Here is a 4190-nt window from a genome sequence, read left to right as displayed (position 1 = left end):
TCGCGTAACCCCATCCGGGGGCGCACCCCCGGCCCCCTGCGCCCCGTGGGGGCTTTTCCGGCCGACGGTTCGCTGTGGCTGAGCGCGCAGTTCCCCGCGCCCCTTCAGGGCCCGGTGGTTGTCTGCGGCCCGGTGGGTGGCTGGTCGCGCAGTTCCCCGCGCCCCTATTCGGCCAGGGGTTCGTCTGCGGGCCGGTGGGGGTTGCTCGCGCAGTTCCCCGCGCCCCTGAGGCACTCCGCCGCAACCGGAGAACCCAGCTCAGCCCGAGACATCCCTCTTTCGGCTGCGGACCGTGCCGGGTTGCTCGCGCAGTTCCCCGCGCCCCTGAGGTACTCCACCGCAGCCGGAGAATCCAGCTCGGCCCGAGACATCCAGGGGCGCGGGGAACTGCGCGACCAGCCACCCACCGGGCCGCAGACAACCACCGGGCCCTGAAGGGGCGCGGGGAACTGCGCGCTCAGCCACAGCGAACCGTCGGCCGGAAAAGCCCCCACGGGGCGCAGGGGGCCGGGGGTGCGCCCCCGGATGGGGTTACGCGAAGACCACCGTGCGGCGGCCGTTCAGCAGAATCCTCCGCTCCGCATGCCACTTCACCGCCCGCGCCAGCGCCTGGCACTCCACGTCCCGCCCGACCGCCACCAGCTGGTCCGGCGTGACCTCGTGCCCCACCCGTTCGACCTCCTGCTCGATGATCGGGCCCTCGTCGAGGTCCGCCGTCACATAGTGCGCGGTCGCCCCGATCAGCTTCACGCCCCGGGCGTGCGCCTGGTGGTACGGCTTCGCGCCCTTGAAGCTCGGCAGGAACGAGTGGTGGATGTTGATGATCCGGCCGCTCAGCTGCTTGCACAGGTCGTCGGAGAGCACCTGCATATAGCGGGCGAGCACGACGAGCTCGACGCCCTCCTCCCGCACCAGCGTCAGCAGCTCCGCCTCCGCCGCCGCCTTCGTCTCCTTCGTCACGGGGATGTGCCGGAAGGGGATGCCGTACGAGGCGACCAGCTCCGCGAAGTCCGTGTGGTTGGAGACCACCGCCGCGATCTCCACCGGCAGCGCGCCGATCTTCGAGCGGAAGAGCAGGTCGTTGAGGCAGTGGCCGAACTTCGACACCATGAGCACGATCCGCATGCGCTCGTCCGCGCGGTGGATCTGCCAGTCCATCTGGAAGGAGTCGCCCACGGCGGCGAAGCTGGCCCGCAGCTTCTCCACCGTCACCGGCGCCTCGGCCGAGAAGTGGACCCGCATGAAGAAGAGACCGGTGTCGCGGTCCCCGAACTGCTGACTGTCCTCGATATTGCAGCCGGTGATGAAGAGATAGCTCGACACGGCGTGCACGATGCCCTGTTTGTCCGGGCAGGAGAGCGTGAGGACGTACTGGTCAGTCATCCAGGCAGGATGCCACAAACCGACCCGGCCCCCGGGCCCGGCTCAGGATGCGGACCCCCGCGACCCCTGCGCTTCCCCTTGACGGCTACGCCGAGCGCGTCAGGATCCGCAGGACCTCCAGGGAGCGCGGCTGCGCGTCCGGATCGTCCCCGTCGTTCGCCGCCAGCCGTACGTGCGCCTCGCGCGCCGCCCGTACCGCCTCCGGCCACCCGTGGTGGGCGAGGAACGCCGAGACCGGGGCGTCCGCGCCGACCTGGTGCATGATCCGCAGCACCCGCAGCACGGCGACGTCCACCAGCGCGGCCTCGCCGGAGTCCCGGAAGACCGTGCCGACGTACTTCTCGGCCGACCAGTTGTCCAGCCAGGTGTCCTCCACCAGCCGGTAGACGGCGTCGGTGATGTCCCCGTACCCCTCCCGCCCGGCCAGCCACACCTCCTGCTGGAAGGCGTCGTCGGAGAGCATGTGCAGCGCGGACCGCACGTTCGCGCGCCAGCGCCACCAGGGCATGTCATTCAACGGCATGCCGCCCATGGTGGAGGAGCGACGGCCGCGACGGGAAGAGCTGGCTGAACCTTGCTGCACGCGGTCGATCGTACGTTCATCTCTTCCCGGCCCTCTCCGGGCCCCCGACCGGACCCCGGCCGGGCCCGTGCGAGCCCCAGGCGCCCGGGTAATTCACCAGCGCGTCACCCTGTGTTGAGAAACGCTCACTCTGCCGTTACCCATGAGGCGGAATTGTGCAGGGACATGACCGGATGGCGCAGCTCCTCCTCCCCCCGCCCCTTCCACCCCGCGATGGCCGCCCTGGTCGCCGCGTGTACGGCGGTCGGAGCCTCGCTGGTGACCGGCTGTGGCGTGCTCCCTGGGACCACGGGGGGATCCAGGGAGCCCGTCACGGTCATGACCTGGGCACCGGACCAGACCCGTGCGACCAATATGCCCGGAATGCCGTCCATGGCACAGGCGTACGCGCGCTGGGTCAACGCGCACGGCGGCATCGACGGCCACAAGCTCCAGGTCCTCACCTGCGACGAGCACAACACCGCCACCGGCGCCGCCGAGTGCGCCCGGCGCGCGGTCAAGGAGAACGCGGTGGCCGTCGTCGGCTCCTACAGCCAGCACGGCCGCGCCTTCATGGCCCCCCTGGAGGCCGCCGGCATCCCGTACATCGGCGGGTACGGCGTCTCCGACGAGGAGTTCACCAGCGCGCTCTCCTACCCCGTCAACGGCGGCCAGGCCACCCTGCTCGCCGGCACCGGCAAACAGCTCGCGGTGTGGTGCGAGAAGGTCGCGCTGGTACGGCCGGACACCGTCTCCGGCGACATCCTGCCCGTCCTGCTCGACTCCGGGCTGACCGCCGGCCGCCGCAGGCCGTCCGCCGACATCCGTACCGCCGAGGACGCGGGCGACTACACCCCGCAGGCCCAGGAGGCGCTCGTACGGGCCGGGGCGGACCCGGGGCTGCCGGGGAGGATCGGCGCGAAGGCGGCGGCCGAGCGGGCCCGCAAGGGGTGCGTCACCGCCGTCCTGGGCGCCCGGACCGAGACGTTCTTCGACTCCTTCCGGCGCGTCGAGAACGACGGCCAGAAGGTGCAGATCGCCTCGGTGCTCGGCTCGGTCGGGCAGCCGCTGGTCGACCGCACCGGCGGCGCGGACGGCCCGTTCGAGGGCGCGTACATCACCGGCTGGTACCCGGAGGCGGGCGATCCGCGCTGGGATCCGATGAAGCAGGTCATCCGGGAACAGGCGTTCCGGGACGAGTCCGTCGACGCGGCGGACGCGGGGGTGCAGACGACCTGGATCGCGTACACCGTCCTGAAGAAGGCCGTCGAGTCGCTCGACGAGAACGACGTGGCCGCGCACGACCTCGTCCGCGCGCTCAACCGGGGCGTCAGCGTGGAGACCGGCGGGCTGACGCCGACGCTGCGGTGGAAGTTCGAGGACATGCTCGCGGCGCCGGACTTCCCCCGGATCGTCAACCGGGACGTGACGTTCCAGGTGGTGAAGGCGGGGCGGCTCACGGCGGCGCAGCGCGGGTTCACGGACGTGAGCCGGACGCTGGAGGACGCGTCGGCCCTGGGCTGACGCGCCCCGGCCGCGAGCCGGTTCCGGTACCGGCCGGAGCCGGTCAGAGCTGGGTCGAGGACCGCTTGGTCAGGCCGTACTTGCCCGCGATGGCGTTCCACAGCCCCGCCGCCTGCTTCTTGGCGAGGGTGGCCTCGCCGCTGGCGCGGTCGCCCTGGGCGGCCTCGGGCGTACGGCGGGCGTGGCCGTGCTTGCAGCCCTTGTCCTTGCCGGTCTGGTCGGCCCAGGCCGCGTAGTGGTTGTCGGCGGACGCCGATGCCTGCCACGCCTTGGTGAGCTCGGCGGTCAGCTTGGCGTTGTCGGGCAGCTTGTCCACGGCGATCTTCTGGAGCCGGGTGACCAGCTCGCCGCGCTGGCGGGCCGCGTCGCGCAGGGTCGAGGCGGCGGTGTCCAGCTTGTCGCAGCCGCGGATCCCGGCGACGGCGCCGATGACGGCGTCCCGGCTGTTGTTGCTGTCCGCGAGCAGCTTGTCGAGCTCGACGGCCTGCGCCTTGGCGGGGTCGGCGGCGGCCTTGCCGTCGTCGCCGCCGGTGGTCGGGGTGGTCGCGGCGATGGGCGCGTTGTCGTCCTTCTTCGCGCCGCCACCGCCACCGCCACCGCTGATCAGATACCCGGCGCCCAAACCCACGACCGCGAGGCCGACGCCGACGGCGGCGATCACGCCGAGGCGGGAGCGGCGGCGGGGCTCTTCGTCGTACGAGTCGTACGCGTCGTACGGGGC

General features: G+C 71.9%; 4 protein-coding genes. 1 reads left to right on the top strand and 3 read right to left on the bottom strand.

Annotated features, from left to right (window positions below):
* Positions 1 to 531 precede the first annotated feature (531 nt).
* Both purU and ACJA3G_RS31595 read right to left on the bottom strand, forming a co-directional pair.
* Positions 532 to 1383 carry a formyltetrahydrofolate deformylase gene (gene purU, locus ACJA3G_RS31600; protein WP_358833832.1) on the bottom strand — a complete coding sequence of 284 codons (852 nt, stop codon included), beginning with the start codon at positions 1381 to 1383 and terminating at the stop codon, positions 532 to 534.
* Positions 1384 to 1468: 85 nt separating this feature from the next.
* Entirely contained in the window at positions 1469 to 1915 is a 447-nt protein-coding gene (locus ACJA3G_RS31595; RefSeq protein ID WP_406556472.1) for an SCO4402 family protein, read from the bottom strand.
* Between the two features lie 216 nt (positions 1916 to 2131).
* On the opposite strand from ACJA3G_RS31595, the gene ACJA3G_RS31590 reads away from it, so the two are divergent.
* On the top strand, positions 2132 to 3469 hold the full coding sequence (locus ACJA3G_RS31590; RefSeq protein ID WP_406556471.1) for an ABC transporter substrate-binding protein: 1338 nt from the start codon (positions 2132 to 2134) through the stop codon (positions 3467 to 3469).
* Positions 3470 to 3512: 43 nt separating this feature from the next.
* Here the strand turns inward: ACJA3G_RS31590 and ACJA3G_RS31585 are convergent.
* Positions 3513 to 4190: hypothetical protein (locus ACJA3G_RS31585; protein WP_406556470.1), on the bottom strand; the 678-nt coding region annotated here is incomplete at its 5' end.

The organism is Streptomyces sp. YS-3 (assembly GCF_045257485.1).
Classification (GTDB): domain Bacteria; phylum Actinomycetota; class Actinomycetes; order Streptomycetales; family Streptomycetaceae; genus Streptomyces.
Note: the sequence above shows the minus strand (reverse complement) of the source record. Positions and strands in the feature narration are given on the sequence as shown.

What these genes read in the sequence shown, in the direction of transcription:
- purU (WP_358833832.1), bottom strand. Translation starts at nt 1,383, where the DNA reads ATGACTGACCAGTACGTCCTCACGCTCTCCTGCCCGGACAAACAGGGC.
- ACJA3G_RS31595 (WP_406556472.1), bottom strand. Translation starts at nt 1,915, where the DNA reads ATGGGCGGCATGCCGTTGAATGACATGCCCTGGTGGCGCTGGCGCGCG.
- ACJA3G_RS31590 (WP_406556471.1), top strand. Translation starts at nt 2,132, where the DNA reads ATGACCGGATGGCGCAGCTCCTCCTCCCCCCGCCCCTTCCACCCCGCG.